Origin of the sequence: Streptomyces sp. R-07, from assembly GCF_049913175.1 — a bacterium.
Taxonomy (GTDB): Bacteria; Actinomycetota; Actinomycetes; order Streptomycetales; family Streptomycetaceae; genus Streptomyces.
In genome coordinates, this window is record NZ_CP183978.1 from 41,386 (window position 1) to 59,271 (window position 17,886).

Sequence of the window (17,886 nt, forward strand, 5' to 3'; positions counted from 1 at the left end):
TCAGGCAGCAGCCTGCCGCATGGGCGTTGTCGCCTGCGGTCCTCTCATCGCGCGGTGCGCGCGCCGGCCGGGTGCGCTCGGCGCCATTCCGCCCGCGCACCGACGGCGCACAGGACGGCGACCAGGGCCGTGACCGCCACGATGAGCCACTCAAGGGCTCCGCTTCCGGCATCGGGTTCAACGTCGAAGAGGACCTCGATCCAGTCGCGCCGGACGAGGGTGATCACGAAGAGCAGTCCGGACAGGGATCCCAGGACCACTTCCGTCCAGAAGCGGGGGCGGAGCGTGCTGGGCTCGGGGTGGCGTGGGTGCTGAAGGGACATCACGGGGCCTCCCCTGTCTGGGCGCCCGACGGATTCGCGGGATCGGGATGGGTGGGCCGGACGACGTAGGTGCTGCCGCCCAGCAGCTTGTCCTGGAACTCCTGCAGGACGTGGAACTCCACCGGGCGGTCGGCCACTGCCTCGGGCAGCCGGACGTTTACGGCGAGACCGCGCGAGCCGCTCTCAGGATCGATGTGCACGCCCTTCAGTACGTTCTTGCGGTGTTCGTCGGGCTTCATCACGAACGAGCGCGCGAAGTCGAACTTGCGCACCTGTCCGTTGCGATCGGTGAAGGTGGCCGGGAGGAACTGGCCCGCGTTCTGCAGCTGCTCCACTCCGTGGCCGGGCTGCGGTCCCTGAGCGTTCCCGAGCTTCTCGAAGGTGATGTAGAGCCGGGTCCCCGCGGGCAGGTTCGCCCAGTCGAACCGTACGGTGAAAGGCTGGGCGGTCTGCTCGAAGTTGTTGAGCATGACGACGAAGGCCCTGGACGGTGTGACACCGCCGGGCAGGGCGTTCTCCACCTGGAGGTTCTTCAGCGTGGCATGCTTCCTCGAGGTCACCAGTGTCCCCACGTCGAAGATCTGGGCGGCCTGGAGGGGGTCCTCGTCGCACGTGGTGACGGCGAGGATGCAGGAGTGTGAGGCGGCCGTGGACGGGACGAGGAAGTCCCACTCGGCCACGCCCGGCTCCGCCGCCTCCAGCCGCGCGAAAGTCCTGGCCGGGCCGAGCGGCGTGTACGCCGTGGCCGTGGGATCGGCGTCGAAGGGCCTGCCGCCGGACCAGAAGTCCGGGGGCAGCCCGGGCAGGCCGGCGGAGGCGTCGGCCAGGAACGCCCGCACGCGCACGTTCGTCGCCGCGCTCACGCCCCGGTTGTGCACCTGGACGTAGAAGCGGTTCAGGCGGTCCCGACGAGCGCTCCGGTGGGCGATCGTGGTCAGCGCCACGTAGTCGCCGACCGGGGTGGCCGTCTGGTAGTTCGGCTCCGGGGCGTCCACGACGATGTCCGGGCTCTGCCACCACCACATCACGCCCGGCGTGGCGCTCGGGTCGAAGGGGTCCGCGACGCCCGAGGGGGACGGCTGGACCCGTCCGGAGTCGAGGACCGTGTCGCGCACGTACAGGTCGACCATCTTCGTCTGCGCCGCGTCGACGGGGCGCTCCCAGACGCTCCGGCCGTGGGTGGCCGCGCGCAGCAGCCGGCTCTTGGCGTGCAGGACGAGGTCGAACACCGGGGAGTTGGGCAGGCCCTGGTCCCACGGGAGCCAGGTCAGGCCGGCGTCTTCGGTCCGGAAGACGCCGAGGTCACCGCCGCAGAAGAGCCGGTTGCTGTTGGTGGGGTCGATGACGATCGTGTTGATGGGATTGGCCTGCGCCAGGCCGTGGGAGCGCGAGGTCCACACCTTGTCGGTGGCGGACCACCGGTAGACGTGATCGTTGATGAACTCGCCGGTCTCCTCGGAGCTCAGCAGGCCCGCGATCGTCACCCAGAGATTGCCCGCGGTGTCGACGGCGATGTCCGAGATCCACACCGCAGGGAGGGGCGCGGCGGTCAGATCGGTGCGCGTCACGTCCGCGGGGTTCCATGTCGTTCCGGTACGCCGGTACTGGTAGACGTGCCCGTCCTTCGTTCCGGCGTACACGATGGTGCTGTCGGTCGGATGGACGGCGATCGCCGTGATCGCTTTGACCGGCGCCGCCGAGACCGCAGACCAGGTGTCCCCGCTGTTCGCGCTGCGCCAGAGCATTCCGCCGCCGTAGTAGCAGGTCGTGGGGGTGGCCGGGTCCAGCGCGAACGGGCCGTAGAACTCGACGTCGGCGTCGGCGATCCCGCTGTTCTTCGTGTTCCACGAAGCGCCGGCGTCGTCGGACCGCAGGATGCTCGCGTGGGTGTACTGCATGAACATCCGTGTGGGCTTCGATGGGTCGATCGCCGTGAAGCCGCCGTCCCCACCCCTCGACAGCGTCCAGGCCGGAGTCCCCGCGTAGCGCTGGACGCCGTTGTCCTGGGTGCCGCCCAGCATGACGTTCTCCCATTCGGGATGGAGGGAGAGCGACTCGAACTGCAGCGTCGCCAGGTCGCGGTTGCGGTGGCTCCATGTCACTCCGGTATCCGTGGAGATCTGGATACCGCCGTCGTTGGCCTCCCAGCAGGTCGCGGGGTTGACGGGATCGAAGACGAGCGCGTGGTGGTCGTCGTGGACGTTCGCGACGTAGTCGAAGACGCCGCCACCTGTGCTGGAGCGCCACAGGCTGCGCTCGGCCACGAACACGATGTTGGGATCGGTCGGGTGCACGGCCACGTTGAGGGCCCACCAGCTCTGGTTGGTGAAGCCGAAGGTGGCCGTGTGGGTGTGACCCGCGACATCGTCGGTGGTCAGGGTCACCCGTCCGCCGCCGGCCAGACGTGCGAACTGCTGCGCCGTAAACGACACGGTGTGTGCGTGGGCGGGGGTTCCGGTCGCCGAGCTCGTGTACGTGTGGGGCGCCGTCGCCGCCGTCATGTCCGAGGCGGGCACGGTGAACTCATGGTCGTGCCCCGCACTCACGGATGTCGTCGGCGCCGCCGGGTAGCCGAGGCGCATCGGAACCGCCGACCACGTGGCGCCCCCGTCCGTCGTCCTGGCGAGCGCGACGAAGCCGGGGTACCAGGCGAACAGGGCGAGAATCACGGTGGGGTTTTCCGCCTGCTGCGTCAGCGCCACCCGGTCGAAGGTGACGGCCACGGGCAGCTCGGGGCTGTTGATCACCGTCCAGGCGGACCACGTCCCGTTGGTCCTGGTGCTCGTCCACAGGGCCTGGCCGAAGGCGGCGGCGATGACCTTGACGGTGCCCTGGGGGCCCGGCACACGGAGGACCACCATGTCGGTGAACAGGCCGGGGCCCGTGCGGAGCGTCCAGTCCACACCGCCGTCGGTGCTCTCGAAGACACCGATGCTGGAGGACAGCAGCAGGCCCTTGCCCGTGGAGTCCGTCGGATCGAACACCAGGCGGGTGATCTCGGCCTGCTCGAAGCGCGCCGTCGCCAGCTTTGTCCAGGTGTCGCCGCCGTCGGAGGAACTCAGCAGCCCGTTGCCGTAGTACGTGTCGGCCGAGGACTGGAACTCACCGGTTCCCGCGACGATGTGGAGATGGTCGTTGGGGTCGACGGCCAGGGCGCCGATCGCCAGGCTGTGTTGGAAGTCTGACTTCGGGGTCCAGGTCAGCCCGCGGTCCGTGCTCTTCCACACGCCGCCGTTCGCCGTGCCCAGGTACACCGTCTTGGGGTCGGTGGGGTCGATGGCGATCGCGAGGGCGCGGCCGCTGTAGCCGGTGCCGAAGGACACCACCGGGCCGGGACCCATCGGCGTCCAGTTGGTGTCGCCCGTCACCGGCGGCGGCGGGAAGGTGCCCGGGTCTTGGCCCGCCGTGGCCAGAAGGCCCGCCTCGATGCGGTCCCGACGCTCCCGGAGCGCCCTGACCTGTGAAATCTGCGTCTCCCGAGCGCCGGGCGGGATGCGGCCGAGGTGGCCGAAGCGGCGCTCCCAGTGGAATCGCTCGCGCTCGAAGGCGCTGTCGCTCGCCTCCGGCTCCTCACCGGCGCCGGTTCCCTGCCCGTCATCGAGGTCCGGCGGCGGGACCTCGCCGCCTCGCGCTTGCTCGCGCGCCCTGACCACCACCTGCGTGTGGGCGCTGCCCTCATACCCGTCCTGCGCGTACCCCTCCCCGGTTTCGGCGTACGTGGCCCCGATGTGGTGCTCGCCCGGCTCCATCCGTAGCGTCGAGAGCCGGCAGAGGAAGACCCCGGTGCCGTCCGGGCGGACCGCCTCGCCCTTGTCCCGGGCGGGATCGGGCACGGTCAGCCCCTGTAGTACACGGTCGGGCAGGACCGCCTGCCCGTCGACCGACAGCCGGACCGGCCAGCTCTGCCAGCTCGTCCCGCGGATCTCGAGCGGCATGCCCTGCCTGCATTCGGGGAGGCTGACTTCGAGGTGAGGGGTGGCGACCGGTCCACCGTCGGACCGGCCGGTGGTGCTTCCGTAGCCGTCCATGAATCTCACGATAGACGCAGGTCAGAGGCAGTTCCTGTGCAAGTTTCAATGTTTGAACGGGACTCGACGTCGGGGTTCTAGGGTTGAGGGAACGCCGGGGCGCGGGTGGCGATGGTGTGGGTGTTCCCGGCCCCGTCGGTGACCTGCGCGGTGGTGTCGCGCGGCGGATGGTCCGATGTGAGGCCGATGGTGAAGCTGCTGTTGCCGGCCGCGACACCGGGGGCGCCGAAGGCGATGGTGAGGCGGTTCTCCCGCTGGGTGACGGAGGTGGGCCGGACCGTTCCGGGTCCGCCTTGCGTGATGACGAAGAGGTCCGATCCGCCGGTTCCGTCGTAGTTGATACGGCTGACGGGCCCAAAGTCGAGGCTGAGCGTGCGGACGGCCGCGGCCGGCAGCGGCCCCGAGACCGGTGTCATGTCGACGCGGTACTCGTACGGGTAGCGGCCCGCGCCGACCGAGCCGGCGACACCATGCGGGTACAGACGCGACTGGAGCGAACCCGATCCCGTGGCGCCCGCGATCTGGATGGCTGGGGCGATGTCGTTCGGCACGGGCGCGCCCGAGGGCGCGAACACGCACTCGATGATAGTGGACGTCACGTCCGCCGCGCGCAGGTTCCATTCGAACGGGAGCAGCGTGCGGCGGATCACGCGCTGGCACACGGCGCAGAACGGGGTGAGGTTGCGCATCATGCAGTTGAACGCCGGCCGGTACAGACCGCAGTGGTAGTTGCCCGCGCCTTCGAAGGCGCCGATCGTGCCCGCGGCCACGGGGTTGGCCTGCGGGTCGCACAGCGCACAGTCGGCGTTCTTGGACGTGGGCATCGCCGTCGTCGCCTGGACCAGCGCCAACCATTTGATCGTGGTGCGGCCGGTGTCGAGGGTGATGTTCGGCGCGGTCGGTTCGATGCCGCTGTAGGAGTCGCGTCCGGTCTCCCCGCTGCCACAACCGGCCCAGGACTCGTACTCGTCGGCGAGTCCGAACGCGGAGTGTCCCAGTTCGTGCGCGGCGACCGTGACCCAGTTGGTGGCCGTCGAGCTCACGGCGATGGCGCCACCCGATCCTCCGTACTTGGTGTTGTTGACCACCACGATCGCCTGATGCCAGGAAGGAACCTGGGCCTTGAGCACGCCCTGCACGATCGCAGTGTCGGCCGTCAGCAGTCGGTCGAGTCCGCCGGAGCAGTACGTGGCGTTGAAATAGGTCTTCGGAGTGGCTCCCGTCCCGCCGCAGGGCGCGGGGTCGTCGGCGCCGCTGTCGGTGGAGGTGACGTCCACGCGGTGGATGTTGATCCGGCCCTGGACCGCCGGCTCGTTGAACGGTGGCATGGCGAAGAGCTGGCTGACGAAGAACTGCGCGTCCGTGTGCCACTGGGTCATCTCGCTGCTCTTGTAGCCCTCCGAGAGCAGAACGAGGTTCCACCGCGAGGCGGCCGGGCCGCTGTTGTGGAGCAGCGTCGTGCCGAGGACGGTGCCGTCGCCGGTACCCATTTCAGGATCCACCCCCCTCGGCGCCGTGTCCCAGTGGATACCGGGCGACCGCATGCGTCTTTACGGTGATGCGCAGCAGCGCCACTTCCCTGGCCTCTGCCAATGCAGGCACCAGGACGAAGAAGCGTCCCTTGGGCTGGGAGACCGGCTGGTGCGTGAAGGGACGGTCCGGATCGGCGGAAGGGACCTCCGCCTCTTCGATGATCGGGTTGTCCAGCGGACGGCTGTGGATCCGCTGTCCGCGCGCGTTCAAGAGGTCCACCCGGTAGCCGACCGAGACGCCCGGCTCTTCGGTGGGGCCGGCCGGGGCCAAGCCGACCGCCAAGCCCAGCTGTCCCGCCAGGCCGCCCGGAATCACCAGGTCGACATGCTCACTGGCGACCAGCTCGATGTGCTGGCCCCGGTACTCGAAGGTGAGCCGTATCGCACCGCTCATCAGGTACGCCTCCTCGGATCCGGTTTCCCGGACACCGTCGTCACGTCCACCGGACCACCATCGGACGAGGCGCGCCACACCACAGGACCCCCTCCGCAAGCCGTGGCGGGCCGGACAGCAACGCGCCGGCCGGTGAGCAGGAGACGACCGAACTACGCTGAACGGGTGACGCTCCGGGCGGTAGCTCCCCCGTGTGCACCGAGGCCGGTCTAGAGCGTTTCTCCTTGATCTGCTCGTCGGTTGATCGGACATGTCTGTCCGGTTGGTGATTACTGATGCGATGTGGGACCGGATCGAGCCGTTGATGCCGGCCGATCCGGTCCGTGATCGGCGATGGGCCGACCATCGTCGAACCCTGGAGGCCATCGCGTGGAAGTACCGCACCGGCTCGCCCTGGCGGGACCTGCCGGAGGAGCTGGGCTCATTCCAGACCGCTCACAAACGTCTGCTCAGGTGGGCCGTGGACAGCACCTGGGAACGTATTCTCGCCGCGCTCCTGGCATCGGCCGACGGTGCTGACGACATCGGTTGGACTGTGTCTGTGGACTCCACCGTCTGCCGGGCTCACCAGCACGCCGCCGGAGCCAGGAAAAGGGGGCGCCGTTTCGGGCCGAGCCCGATGACCATGCTCTCGGACGTTCGCGCGGCGGCCTGAGTACGAAGGTCCATCTCGTCAGCGACAGCCATGCACGACCCTTGGTCCTCCATGTCTCCGCAGGCCAGGCGGGCGACGCGCCGGCCTTCGAGGTGGTCATGGCAGGCATCCGTGTTCCGCGAGGTGGGCCGGGCAGACCGCGGACCCGGCCGGATGCCGTCCTGGCAGATCGCGCGTATTCATCTCGCGCGATCCGTGAGCATCTCCGGCGGCGAGGTATCCGTGCCGTGATCCCGCAGCCCGCCGACCAGGTCGGTCACCGACTGCGGCGAGGTCGCGCCGGTAGTCGCCCGCCCGGCTTCGACGCTGAGGCATACAAGCAGCGCAATGCCGTCGAACGGTGTATCAATCGGCTCAAGCAGTGGCGTGGTCTGGCCATGCGAACCGACAAGCTCGCCATCGCCTACCAGGCCGCACTGCACCTCGGTGCGATTCTCATGTGGACACGGCTCTGACCGAGAGTCAGAGCCTAGGACAGTGGCCGACCGCCAAGGCCCGTGCGGTTGACGCCGCGAGGTGAGAACGTCATCGGCCCTATCCATCCCCGGCGGACGTGGGCGATCTGGGAGGGCAACGGTGACACCGGGTCGAGTGCCCTTCCACGCGCCCAGTTCTGGAACAGCCCCTCAGTCGTCTCGACCGCGGACACCACCATGGTCACCTTCACGTCCCCGTCGCTCCAGGTGTTCCACAGTGCCCAGCCCTCCGGCCTGGGGTCGACGCCGATCCGTGCACACGCCTCCTCGTACGCTTCCTCCACCGCGGCCGGCATGACCCCGGGCTTCAGCACCGAGGCTCCGACGAGGCGGACCAAAGGCCGGTCCTCATCCAGGCAGCCGTCACCCTCGAAGTGGTAGTGGCGCAGAGCCCGAGCAAGCACATTCACGCTGCGCTGGAATGGTGTCGCCGCTTCCGGGTCTGCCTGGAACGAGAGCCATCCTTCGTTGGATGCCTCCACACTGACGCGGTTGGCGAGGCGCTCGATCTCCCGGAGATAGTCCAGGTCACTGAGCTCGGGTGAGGTCATCGCCCGAAGTTTCGCACCCTGCCGCCGACGCCGACACAGGATATCGATCCAACATGCAGCACCCTGCGCACCGCACTTCCAAGAGACAGGCCCTAGCCCAGCCCGCCGGCACCAAAGGCTCGAACAATGTCCTGTCCGATGCGCCTCGTCCGTTCGGGCGGCCCGGTGACCGGTAGAAGGCGTGACGGGCGGTGCGGTCGGTCCAGGTGTACGCGCGGAGCGCTTCAGCGCGCTCTCCGCCGCCCCGCCACTCCCCCGCCCCCGGGCCCCGCCCGGTTCCTGTGCGCCGGCGAAGCGGCCGCCTTCCAGGAGACAGGCGTGGCCGAGATCGGCATGGGACGGGAGCGCAGAAACCCGCCCAGCAGACGGCTCACCCGCAGCCCGGAGCGCTCGGCCTCACCAAGGAGTTCGGCCTCCATGCCGCGGCCGACGACGTGCTGGTACATCCAGACAATCTCCGTATGAGAAGTAACCCAGGCGATAGGCTCCGTCGAACGGAATCGGCGGGGATGATGGAACCGTGGCCTGAGGGGCCCGCCGCTGATCCGGTGGCGGCCCGCGAGCGTTATGCCTCTGAGAGGGCGGTTCGTGAGGTGTTGACCGTTTCCCGATTGAGCCGAAGCACGCTGGTTGTCACATGGGCAGGCTTCTCGGCACCTGCGAGGCTTGACGTCGGCAGGTCGTTCTTCGTCAGCTCTCGACGGCCTCTGCGATCTGCAGGGCGGCCTGGGCGGGCGTCAGGTGTGTGGTGTCGACGACCTCGGCCCAAAGTGATTGAACGAGATGCTGCGGTTCAGATCGTTGAGGAAGAGCTGGAACGCGACTACCAGCGAGAGCTGCCGCTCGGGCTTGAGCCGATACGCATGGCTGTGTCGCATGTAGAGCAGCATGAGCTGGTATGGATCGTTTCCTGGACATCTGAGGAGTATCTGCGCACCCGAAACCCGGACTTCGCGCTGGCCGGGAACGGACCGTACCTTGTTGACCGCGTCGACGGAAGCCTGCACCAGATCGGTGTCGTCTCCGCAGTAACGGACGCGTGGGAGGCGGACTACCGAGTCCGCATTCGAAGGCAGGTCACGCGGACCGCAGTGGACGATCTGCACGATGAGGTCCGGGCGGTGGCAGACGCTCGCGGGAGGGTGCATGCCATGCACACCCTTCGCCAAAAAGTGCCAGTGCTCTCCCACGCTCAGATCATCGAGTACGTGACCGCCTTGCAACACGGCGATGCTCCGGCGCACCTCGTAGAGGTCTCCTCCAGGGAGCTGGCGCCGCCTACCGACCCGTTCTTGTCCGTAGTGACCATCCGCAGAGCCGAGAACCGTCGAGGTGCCTGACCGCATCAGCAGCTGCCCTCACGAAGCAAGGAGAACTCGCTTACGCAGGAGCGAGAAGCCAGCACGGCCAAACATCTGGCGCTTGAGCATTTTGATCCGGCTGACATGACCTTCGACAACGCCCGAGCTCCAGGGCAGGGTGAGGCCGGCGATGACAACATCGCGGTCCCGGTCGATGCCAGCGGCGAGCGAATGGAGGCTGGCCAGGTCCTCCTGCCGGACGGCGTCGAGCCAGTCTGGTAGACGCTCTCCCTGGCGGCCGGTGAGCATGCTCGCAAAGGATCGGACGTGGCGCGTGAGAGCGTCCAGTTCGGGGCAGTGTATCCGGACGGCCCTGAGCTGGATCTGCTCCGATTCGGTGAGGGTGTCCGGGTGCCGGAGGATCCATCCGGCAACAGCCCGGGGCGAGGGCGGCCGGGCGGTCACCTGTCGTGGCGAGGTGCGCTTGACGTGCAGGTAGGCGCGAACACGGTTGTTGTCACCGAGCGCAGCCGTCTCTGATCGGCTGCTATGGGGAGGCGAGGGGGACGGTGATGGCGAGGTGGCCGTCATGGTCCGGTTGAGGGATATCGAGAGCGTTCATACGGGTGGCCAGGTGGCCGATCACGCGGCTGGTGAGTGACGCGTCCGGCGTGGCTGTGCCTTCTGGGGGCAGACGGGTTTCGTCCTCACTCGGTGGGTTGCTGCCGAAGTAGCGGGCCAAGTCCATGTTGACGACCCAACAGGCCAACGAGACCTTGACCTGTCCGGGCGACGTCAGACATGCCCGAACGTGGGCACACATGTTGAAGTCGTCTCCGCGGAAGGTAACCGTCGTGGAGGGCTCCTGGCCGTCAGCGCACTGGTGCATCAGCTCGCGTACGGCCGGTTCCACGACGGCTCGCGCCATGGGTTCTGTATAGACCATCTGATCTCCTCGTCAAGGGCTGAAGTGTCCCAGGCGAGGCCCTCTACAGCTACACCTGTCCCGTCGCATGGAGCTTGGCCGTGGATCTCGCGTCGGGCTGTGAGGTTGCCACGTCGAGTGAGAACGCTCGGCTCGGGATCTCAGTGCACCCTGTCCGCGTCGACCCGGCCCTGGGCGAGCGCGCCATAGAGCCCTCCGTGACCACTGATGCCGATCTCGAATTTTGACTCTGACCGGAGTTCCGTGAAATCCCAGGTCAACGGCATGCATGCAAGATCGTTTCCCTGCGGGATGACGTGCGCGTGGCTCTCCGCTCGATCGAAGATGTTCTGTTCCCCGGAGTCGATGTCGAACTGGAACGGCTGACTGCTGGTCCAGAGGTCGTGCTGGTGGGGGTTGCCGCATGCGGCCCGTTGCCCGGGCTGCGGAAGCCTGGGGAGACGGAGACACTTCTCCCACTGGCGGACGCTGGCAGAACGGCCGCTTGCTGGAAGGAAGTTGGCGATGCGCCTTCGAGTGCGGCGCTTCTTCCGCGACCGCGCCAGGTGCCGGCGGACGACCTTCGTCGAGCAGGTCCCCGGGCTGAGTGAGCGCCACGTACGCTCCAGCGTCGGACTGAGGCAGTGGCTGCGGGCCGTCGCCACCGAGCTTGGCGGCCGGGCCGGCGAACGGCTGTGCCACAAGCTCAGCATCGCCGCAGGCCGGACCCGTCTCCTTGGCTGCTGGAAGCGCCCGAAGTGCCAGAACGGGCGCCGTGGGTTCTGGGCGTCGACGAGTTCGCGTTCCGCAGGGGCCGCACCTACGGGACCGTCCTCGTTGACATCGAGACCGGCCGCGTCGTGGACGTGCTCCCGGACCCTCCCTCCGAGACCTTCGCCGCCTGACTGCGTGAACATCCCGGCGCGGAGATCATCCGTACGCCTCTCGTCGAGCGCACACGCGCCCGCTACACGGACATCCACCGGCTGCTGGAGCAGAACTGGACGATCAGCGCCATCTGCCCGCCACCTCGACCTGGACCGCTAGACCGTGCGCCGCTTCAAGACCACGCCCCTGGATGAACTCCTCGCCTCCGCGGGGGACTTCGGCATCCACAAGGCCAGGCTCCTGGAGCCGTTCAAGCCCCATCTGAACAGCCGGTTCACCGCCGGATGCGCCAGCGGCACCCGGCTCTTCCACGAGATCCGCCCGCGCAGGCCACACCGGCAGCACCCAAGTCCTGCGCCGCCACCTTGCAAGCTCCGCGTAGGGACGGCCGAACCGGTCCGCGCCGACATCCCCAGCCCGCGCACCGCATCCACCTGGGGGAAGGCGGAACGGGCTTGGATTCTGTGGCCGTTCCGGCCCGCCCCTCGCGGGGCAGGCCAGTGTGCACGATCGCCTCCGCCTCCACGGTGCCCTGCGGGCCGTCCGCCTGCCTCACCTCGACGCCTACGGTCGAGTGACCGTCGTCGGTGGGGAACGCCAGGCACAGCGCCTGGTCTTGTGCGGTGTCGTGATACCTGGCGGGGGTGAAGCCCTTCAGGAAGCCGAGACCGGCTGCGAGGGAGAACGGTCCTTGCGGGGTGATGGTGAAGGCGTACACGGTCAGTTCCCGTGGGCGGTGATGGCGTAGCCCTCGGGGCCGAGGAATGTGAACATCCTTCCGAACGGGCCGTCCTCCGGCTCCCTGACGATGGGGATCCCGGCGGCCTGGAGACGGTCGTGGAGGGTCTCGGCGTCGCTGGTCTTGAACCACAGTGAGACGCCGAGGCCGGGCCGCTCCACGCTGTCGAGGTCCACGCCTGGCAGGGGCTCGCGGACGGCGAACGCGATCGGCTCGGTGGTGAACACCACGGCGCCGGGGGGCGAGGCGGGCGCCCGGTGCAGCCCGAGGTGCGTCTCGAAGAAGGCCGCAGCCGCATCGACGTCACGCGTCTGCAGCGCGATGAAGTCCGGCCCGGCGACGGAAATATTGGTGGTCATGGGTGCTCCTCAGCCGTACGTGATGTCAGGACTTTGACATAAGAGACGGTAGGCGTCTCCGCTCAGCTATGTCAAACTCCTGACATGAGGGATGAGACAACCACCGACCCGACCCCGCCCGACGACGGAACCGCCGACGTGACCGAGCGACTGGGCTACCGCCTCAAGCGAGCCGCGGCCGCCCTGCGCGGCGCGATGGACAGGGCCCTGCGTGAGTACGGCCTGACCGTGCCGCAGTACGCCTGTCTCGAACTGCTCGACCAGCGCCCCGGGCTGTCCAACGCCGAACTGGCCCGCCGCACCTTCGTCACCCGGCAGTCCGTGAACGTCGTCCTGCGCGGACTGCAGGACGCCGGCCTCATCACCCGCGCGGCCACCGCCGACCACGGCCGCGCCCTGCCCGCCCACCTCACCGAAGACGGCCACCGCCGCCTCGCCGCGGCACGCACCGCCGTCTACGCCATCGACCAGCAGCTGGCCGACGCCGTCCCGCCAAAGCGCCTCACCGCTCTTCTCACCGACCTGAACCGGATGGCAGAGACACTCGGCGGATGAACCGGTGCGCAGACGGATCGCCTGTGGGTGGGGAGGCAACCTGTGGGTGAGGAGGCAAGGTGAGTAGATCTGGGGAATCCCTGAGCAGGGGGTGGGGATTCTCAAGGCTCTGACCAGATCTGCGTGAACGCTCCTGTAGGTTCTTCCGGACTCGCGCGGGCGGGTCGCGGCGGAGGCGAAAGGGACTGACCGTGACTGACGATCGGCTTGATGCCGAGTGGCTTCGCGGCTGGTGCGAGCAGGCGGATTCGGCGCTCGCAAAGCTGATGGCGTCGTTCCAGGCGCGGTTTGGCTTCGAGCCGGGCAGCAACAAGGTCGTGCTCGCGTCGGAGGAGAGCCATCAGGCCACCGACGCGCTCGTGGAGCTGACACCGATTCCCTCGGATCTGACCACGATGTACTGGGTGATCGACGAGGTCTCCTTGCCCGATGTGGAGAACGGCTACTTCGTCCACCCAGCCTCGCTGGTCGCGGACCACCTCCGCGAGTACGGGGCCGTCCAGATCGACGGGGAAGAGCCTGCCCTGGTATTCGCCAGCGACGGGGGCGGCCATCTGTTCGCACTGGCCGGCTCCGGACGGATCTGGAGGTCGACCACCACCTCGTGGCTCGATCAGTTCGACCTTGCTGCATCCGGTCTTCAGGAGTTTTTCGAGGGGCTCTCTCGGCAGATCAGCTGGCAGCCCTGACGGCTGGTCGAAGGGCGAGCCCTTTCAGATCCGGGTAAGGAAGCGAATCCTCAGGAGCCGGAACGAGGCCCGGCCATACATGGTTCGTTTGATGGTTTTGATCCGATTCTAGGTTCTGTCGTCAAGTGTCACGCCCACATCAGGAGTGAGGCGAGGGTGACGGCGGCTTCGTAGGACTGGGCGGTCTTGTCGTAGCGGGTGGCGATGCCGCGCCACTGTTTCAGGCGGTTGAAGCAGCGTTCCACGACGTTGCGGTGCTTGTAGGCCTCGCGGTCGAAGGCAGGCGGGCGGCCGCCTCGGCTGCCTCGCCGGGCCCGGTTGCGGACCTGGTCGGCCCGCTCGGGGATCGTGTGCGGGATGCCGCGCGGAGGTCCGGCCCGCCCGCGCGAACTGGCGCGGGCACGTGGCCGAGGTGTTCGCGGAACACCCGGGTCTCGCCTGGCCGCCCCTCGACGCCGCGACAGGCCCCGAACCGTCCCGTGGGTAGCGCGCGGAACTCCACTCCGATCTCTCTCCCTCCGCGCGATCCGGCCAAATCAATGTTTCTGCAACGGAGTTGAGCGCTCCAGGTTTCTTCAGCGTTCTTGTGGGACTCTCCTTCGTGGACTCCGACTCGTTGTTAGCTTCTCCTCCGGAGCGAGACACGCTCCAGAACAGGGAGACGAAACGAGAATGAAGAGATCCTTCGTACGTCTGACTCTCGCCTTCACCGCAGTGCTCGGCCTGATGGGCCTGGGCAGCGTGGCTACGGCCTCGGCCAGCACGGCGGCCGCCGCGACCGAGTACTTCAGCGGCTTCGGCACCGGGTCGAGCGCGTGGACGGCCGAATCTTCCGCCTACAACGACGCCTACATGAAGGCGTCGTTCGCCGGCTACTCCCGTTCCATGTGCTTCCAGTCCGGCATCCCATACACGCGGCAGATCAGCCAGTACATGTACTGGTCGAACGCCACGGTCTCGTGCACGAAGTGGACCTGAGGCGGCCGGCCGGCAGGGCGCCGGTCTGGTGGTTGTAGGCGTGGAGGAAGTCTGCCAGAGCCGCTGTTCGCTCGTCGTTTGAGGTGTAGGGCCGCAGGTAGGCCCACTCGTCGAGCAGAGTGCGGTTCCCTGGTCGAGGGGCCATCCCCGCCGGAACGGGAAGCAGTTGGACTCGAGGTCCGGGGTGCCGATCGGCTGAGGGCTATCACCGCGGGTACGGGGAGAGGAATCGCGCGTCCGGCGGCGGTGGCTCGGGGCGCCGTTGTGTGACGGCACCTCGCGTCGGTTCACAGAGCCTGTGGGAAGTCGAACATCCTGCCCGGGTCGTAGCGCCTCTTCAGCTCAGTCAGTCGGTGAGCGGCCGAGCCGTAGTAGGCGGAGCGCCAGTTACTCAGATTTGCGTCCGTGTAGTTCTGGTATGCCGCGCCCGAGGCGTGCCGGCGCATCGCGGTGTGTGTGCTGTCCAGCCAGGCCGCCGCCGGCCCGGCGGTGTGACCGGCGGGCCAGGATGCGGTGTACTGCGCCAGGAAGCGTGAGTTGCGGTGTATAAAGGCGGTCGCTTGTGGGGAAACGCGGTTGACGGCGCCGCCCAAGGCGGTGAGCGCGATGGAGACGGCGCCGCTGTTGCTGCTGCGTCCGTGGCGTTCGACCTGGTCGAGCAGTGACCGGATGCCGGCGGTACTCAGTGAGCGGTTGAAGAAGTCCGAGCGTGCCGCGTACGTCTCCCGCTGGAGGACGCCGGTGGGCTGCCGCCCCGGGGTTGTGCCGGGCAGGTGGCACTGGGTGGTGGGCTTCGTCGCGCAGCCCGCGTACATCCGCATGGTGTCGAGGTAGCCGCGGCGGCGCATGGTGATGCGGGAGGCGGCGCCGGGGCCGCCGGCGCGGTCCGCCAGTCGGTCGACGGCGTTCTGCAAGGCGCCGTACGTGCCCAGTGAGAAGCAGCTGATGGAGATCGTGGGGGTCCGGCCGGCGACGGCGGACAGGTGCAGCGCTGACCAGATCTCGTCGGGCTGAGCGGGGCCCCACTCCTGCCAGGAGCGCAGTACGGCAGCGGCCTTGGACCAGGGCCAGGTCATGTACGCGGTGACGCCGTCGGCGGCCTTGTGGGTGCGGAACCGGAGTTCGGTGACGACACCGAAATTTCCGTTGCCTGCGCCGCGAAGCGCCCAGAACAGGTCGGTCTCCCGGTCCTTGGACACGTCGAGGGTCCTGCCGTCGGCGGTGACGATGCGGGCGCCGGTGAGGTTGTCGGAAGTGAGCCCGTAGGAGCGCGAGACCACACCGTGGCCGCCCCCGAGCGTCAGGCCGGAGATGCCGACCGTGGGACAAGATCCGCCGGGGATGGTGACGCCTCGTGCGCCGAGCCGAGTGTAGACGTCTATGAGCTTCGCGCCGGCCCCGATGACGGCGCTGCCGGAGTCACTGCGAATGGAATTCAGCGCAGAGACGTCGATGACCAGGCGTCCGTTGCCGCTGGACCAACCGGTGTAGGAGTGACCGCCGTTGCGGATGGCGACGGGGGTACCGTGGCGGCGTGCGAAGGCCAGGCACTCGGCAATGTCCGCGGTGTTGGCCACGTAGGCGACAGCGACGGGGCGCAGACTGTCGAAGCGCGTGTTGTACAGCTGGCGGGCGGTGGCGTAGTCGGCATCGCCTGGCCGTATCAGACCGCCCTGCAGGCCCCTGTCGAGCCCGGACCAGTCAGCGGCGCGCGGCGCGACCGCGTGCCTCCCAGCTGCAGCAGATGCGGGGTCCAGGGGCCGTTGCCCGCTGGTGACAGGGGCGGAACCGCTGGTGGGCGCGGCCCTCACCTGGCCGCTGCCCCGGCCCATCGTCCAGGCGACGGCCGCCGTGTAGCCGGTCCCCGCTGCGAGCAGTGTGCGCCGGTTCATGGCGGCCTCCGTTCACGATGCTTTGCTGTCGCTTAGGCAGAGTGCGAATGAGGGGTAGTGGTTCCGCTCGGTGGGCATTTGCGCTCCGGGAGTTCACGCGCAGCCTGACCGTGCCGTGTCGTAGACCGAGCCGGTGCTCGCGGCAGCGAGGAACCGGGTCGAGGCGGGCGAGCCGGAGCGCGGGGAGCAGGCGCTCGGGTTGTCTCCGGCGACGGGCCCCTCCCCACGGGTGCGTAGAGCAGGACACCCCCGAGTTCCACGGTTCTCGGACCGGGGACCATCCCCGCGAAGGCGGGGACGGTCGGGGGTGATGCCGTGGGCCGTGAAGATACGGCGACTGGCTTTGTCGCCGAGAGGCAGGTTCTGGCACAGATCTTGGGGAGCTGTCGCGGAGTGTTACCTCGATGTTCGATTGCGAGGAGACGGTTCGCATGAGACCGCGTACGCCGTGCCCTTCAACAGCTGGAGGTGACGCTCCCTCAGGTGTCTGTCGTTCGCTGCTGCGGTCGGTTGTGGACGGTGATGGTGCTGGTCATGCAGACCGATGCACCATTCTGGGACTCGCTGGTGTTCGACGGGATCGACGATGTGGAGGTTGAGGCGCGGTTACTGCCGCGTTCGGCAAGGTCGAGGTGGTGGCGAGAGGCCGAGCGGTCGGCGCTGCCTGTCCGGACTGCGGCTGCTCTCGGACCGGATCCACGACCGATATCAGCGCAGGCTGAGGGATCTTCCGCTCGCTGAGCTGCGCTTCGTGATCCGGCTGACGGTCCGGCGCTTCATTTGCGGTTCGGCGGACTGCCCGCGCCGGACGTTCGCCGAGCCGTTCTCCCGGCTGGCTGCCCCGCACGCGCGGTTCACCAGGCGCCTCAGCCGCGCCCTGGAGCGAGTGGGGCTCGCGCTGGCCGGGCGGGCCGTGCTCGGCTGGCGGCCCAGCTGGGCTTCAGTTCGGGACGGATGACCTTGTTACGCAGGGTCATGGCATTGCCCGATCCGCCGTTCAGCACGCCGCGTGTGCTGGGCGTGGACGACTTCGCGATCCGTCGCGGCCAGACCTGCTCCACCGTCTTGACCAGTGTCGAAGACCGTCGTGTGGTCGATATGCTCCCGACCCGCGAGGGCCGGCCGCTGGCCGCCTGGCTGATCCGGCACCCCTGAGTACAAATCATCTGCCGGGACCGGGCGGGCGCCTACGCCGAGGGTGCCCGTCGCGGTGCCCCCGACGCTCTGTAGGTCGCCGACCGGTTCCACCTGTGGCAGGGCCTCGGCCGAGCCTGGAGACCTGCGTCGCCGCCCACCGCGACTGCCTGCGCAACCGCCCAGCGGCACACGGCCGGAGACGCCCCGCCTGGCCTCTGGCCTGCCACAGGACGACTCGGACCCCGTCGGCCGGCGGGCCGAGCGGAAGAAGGCCGTACATGCCCTGGTCCATGAGCTGCTTGCCCGGGGTCACTCACGTCGGGCGATCGCCCGGCACCTGGAACGACGATTCGCGGACGGATGCACCAGCGTCACCCAACTCCACGGCGAGCTTGGTGCCGAGCACACTCCTGTCACCTACGGCATGGGCCCGCGCCCACATCGCCACCTTGCGCGGGGCTCCG

16 protein-coding genes and 4 pseudogenes are annotated in these 17,886 nt (G+C 68.4%); 8 read left to right on the forward strand and 12 right to left on the reverse strand.

Going from position 1 to position 17,886, the window contains the following annotated elements; translation table 11 throughout:
• Window positions 1-44: 44 nt before the first annotated feature.
• The 4 genes from ACN9M0_RS00215 to ACN9M0_RS00230 form a co-directional block, all read right to left on the reverse strand.
• A complete protein-coding gene (locus tag ACN9M0_RS00215; protein ID WP_366042619.1) occupies window positions 45-323 on the reverse strand; it encodes an ABC transporter permease in 279 nt (92 codons plus the stop codon).
• On the reverse strand, window positions 323-4,351 hold the full coding sequence (locus tag ACN9M0_RS00220) for a glycosyl hydrolase (protein WP_426402810.1): 4,029 nt from the start codon (window positions 4,349-4,351) through the stop codon (window positions 323-325). The genes ACN9M0_RS00215 and ACN9M0_RS00220 overlap by 1 nt, the downstream gene beginning before the upstream one ends.
• A 77-nt stretch (window positions 4,352-4,428) precedes the next feature.
• A complete protein-coding gene (locus ACN9M0_RS00225) occupies window positions 4,429-5,841 on the reverse strand; it encodes a M64 family metallopeptidase (protein ID WP_366042621.1) in 1,413 nt (470 codons plus the stop codon).
• A 1-nt stretch (window position 5,842) separates the two neighbouring features.
• Complete coding sequence (locus tag ACN9M0_RS00230; RefSeq protein ID WP_426402811.1) at window positions 5,843-6,277, reverse strand: hypothetical protein; 435 nt, start codon at window positions 6,275-6,277, stop codon at window positions 5,843-5,845.
• 250 nt (window positions 6,278-6,527) lie between these two features.
• Between ACN9M0_RS00230 and ACN9M0_RS00235 the strand changes: the two genes are divergently transcribed.
• Window positions 6,528-7,387 (forward strand): IS5 family transposase gene (locus ACN9M0_RS00235; RefSeq protein WP_426402812.1). Its coding sequence is split into 2 segments (ribosomal slippage): window positions 6,528-6,882 and window positions 6,882-7,387, totalling 861 coding nucleotides; the frame shifts between segments, so codons are not numbered across the junction.
• A gap of 14 nt (window positions 7,388-7,401) precedes the next feature.
• Here the strand turns inward: ACN9M0_RS00235 and ACN9M0_RS00240 are convergent.
• Entirely contained in the window at window positions 7,402-7,959 is a 558-nt protein-coding gene (locus tag ACN9M0_RS00240) for a hypothetical protein (protein WP_426402813.1), read from the reverse strand.
• Window positions 7,960-8,649: 690 nt separating this feature from the next.
• A pseudogene (locus tag ACN9M0_RS00245) lies at window positions 8,650-8,724 on the reverse strand (ATP-binding protein); the annotation flags it as partial.
• A gap of 5 nt (window positions 8,725-8,729) precedes the next feature.
• On the opposite strand from ACN9M0_RS00245, the gene ACN9M0_RS00250 reads away from it, so the two are divergent.
• Window positions 8,730-9,299, forward strand: coding sequence for a YrhB domain-containing protein (locus ACN9M0_RS00250; RefSeq protein ID WP_426402814.1), 570 nt, complete (start codon window positions 8,730-8,732; stop codon window positions 9,297-9,299).
• Between the two features lie 18 nt (window positions 9,300-9,317).
• On the opposite strand, the pseudogene ACN9M0_RS00255 reads toward ACN9M0_RS00250, so the two are convergent.
• Both ACN9M0_RS00255 and ACN9M0_RS00260 read right to left on the reverse strand, forming a co-directional pair.
• A pseudogene (locus tag ACN9M0_RS00255) lies at window positions 9,318-9,782 on the reverse strand (ISL3 family transposase); the annotation flags it as partial.
• A 25-nt stretch (window positions 9,783-9,807) separates the two neighbouring features.
• The gene (locus ACN9M0_RS00260; protein ID WP_366042883.1) at window positions 9,808-10,188 is read right to left on the reverse strand and encodes a hypothetical protein; all 381 of its coding nucleotides are present in this window, start codon (window positions 10,186-10,188) and stop codon (window positions 9,808-9,810) included.
• Between the two features lie 755 nt (window positions 10,189-10,943).
• On the opposite strand from ACN9M0_RS00260, the gene ACN9M0_RS00265 reads away from it, so the two are divergent.
• Entirely contained in the window at window positions 10,944-11,090 is a 147-nt protein-coding gene (locus ACN9M0_RS00265; protein ID WP_366042881.1) for a transposase, read from the forward strand.
• A 703-nt stretch (window positions 11,091-11,793) separates the two neighbouring features.
• On the opposite strand, the gene ACN9M0_RS00270 is transcribed toward ACN9M0_RS00265, so the two are convergent.
• Window positions 11,794-12,171 carry a VOC family protein gene (locus tag ACN9M0_RS00270; protein ID WP_366042880.1) on the reverse strand — a complete coding sequence of 126 codons (378 nt, stop codon included), beginning with the start codon at window positions 12,169-12,171 and terminating at the stop codon, window positions 11,794-11,796.
• 84 nt (window positions 12,172-12,255) lie between these two features.
• Between ACN9M0_RS00270 and ACN9M0_RS00275 the strand changes: the two genes are divergently transcribed.
• A complete protein-coding gene (locus tag ACN9M0_RS00275; RefSeq protein WP_366042879.1) occupies window positions 12,256-12,726 on the forward strand; it encodes a MarR family winged helix-turn-helix transcriptional regulator in 471 nt (156 codons plus the stop codon).
• Between the two features lie 191 nt (window positions 12,727-12,917).
• Window positions 12,918-13,415 carry a hypothetical protein gene (locus ACN9M0_RS00280; RefSeq protein ID WP_366042878.1) on the forward strand — a complete coding sequence of 166 codons (498 nt, stop codon included), beginning with the start codon at window positions 12,918-12,920 and terminating at the stop codon, window positions 13,413-13,415.
• Window positions 13,416-13,543: 128 nt separating this feature from the next.
• Here ACN9M0_RS00280 and ACN9M0_RS00285 read toward each other — a convergent pair.
• Window positions 13,544-13,780: pseudogene (locus ACN9M0_RS00285) on the reverse strand (transposase); the annotation flags it as partial.
• Window positions 13,781-14,087: 307 nt separating this feature from the next.
• Between ACN9M0_RS00285 and ACN9M0_RS00290 the strand changes: the two are divergent.
• Window positions 14,088-14,393, forward strand: coding sequence for a hypothetical protein (locus tag ACN9M0_RS00290; RefSeq protein WP_426402815.1), 306 nt, complete (start codon window positions 14,088-14,090; stop codon window positions 14,391-14,393).
• 28 nt (window positions 14,394-14,421) lie between these two features.
• On the opposite strand, the pseudogene ACN9M0_RS00295 reads toward ACN9M0_RS00290, so the two are convergent.
• Window positions 14,422-14,520: pseudogene (locus tag ACN9M0_RS00295) on the reverse strand (IS481 family transposase); the annotation flags it as partial.
• Window positions 14,521-14,680: 160 nt separating this feature from the next.
• A complete protein-coding gene (locus tag ACN9M0_RS00300; protein ID WP_426402816.1) occupies window positions 14,681-16,285 on the reverse strand; it encodes an FAD-binding oxidoreductase in 1,605 nt (534 codons plus the stop codon).
• Window positions 16,286-16,871: 586 nt separating this feature from the next.
• Here ACN9M0_RS00300 and ACN9M0_RS00305 point away from each other — a divergent pair.
• On the forward strand, window positions 16,872-17,243 hold the full coding sequence (locus tag ACN9M0_RS00305; protein ID WP_426402817.1) for a transposase family protein: 372 nt from the start codon (window positions 16,872-16,874) through the stop codon (window positions 17,241-17,243).
• Window positions 17,244-17,260: 17 nt separating this feature from the next.
• A complete protein-coding gene (locus ACN9M0_RS00310; protein ID WP_426402818.1) occupies window positions 17,261-17,440 on the forward strand; it encodes a hypothetical protein in 180 nt (59 codons plus the stop codon).
• The last annotated feature ends 446 nt before the right edge of the window (window positions 17,441-17,886 follow it).